Origin of the sequence: Burkholderia sp. 9779_493 (genome assembly GCF_015712215.1) — a bacterium.
Classification (GTDB): Bacteria; Pseudomonadota; Gammaproteobacteria; order Burkholderiales; family Burkholderiaceae; genus Burkholderia; species Burkholderia cenocepacia.
In genome coordinates, this window is the sequence record NZ_JACCQA010000114.1 from 1 (window position 1) to 449 (window position 449).

Consider the following 449-nt stretch of genomic DNA (forward strand, 5'->3'; position numbering starts at 1 on the left):
TTTCTTATCAATTCATACCAGGGATAACATCATGAAACTCTTTGCCCAGGGTACTTCACTGGACCTTAGCCATCCTCACGTAATGGGGATCCTCAACGTCACGCCTGATTCCTTTTCGGATGGTGGCACGCATAACTCGCTGATAGATGCGGTGAAACATGCGAATCTGATGATCAACGCTGGCGCGACGATCATTGACGTTGGTGGCGAGTCCACGCGCCCAGGGGCGGCGGAAGTTAGCGTTGAAGAAGAGTTGCAACGTGTTATTCCTGTGGTTGAGGCAATTGCTCAACGCTTCGAAGTCTGGATCTCGGTAGATACATCCAAACCAGAAGTCATCCGTGAGTCAGCGAAAGTTGGCGCTCACATTATTAATGATATCCGCTCCCTTTCCGAACCTGGCGCTCTGGAGGCGGCTGCAGAAACCGGTTTACCGGTTTGTCTGATGC

At 51.2% G+C, this 449-nt stretch carries 1 protein-coding gene; it reads left to right on the forward strand.

The genetic code is table 11. From position 1 onward, the window contains the following. Positions 1 to 31 precede the first annotated feature (31 nt). The coding region (gene folP / locus H0X95_RS35740) for a dihydropteroate synthase (protein WP_065406874.1) at positions 32 to 449 on the forward strand (418 nt) is incomplete at its 3' end.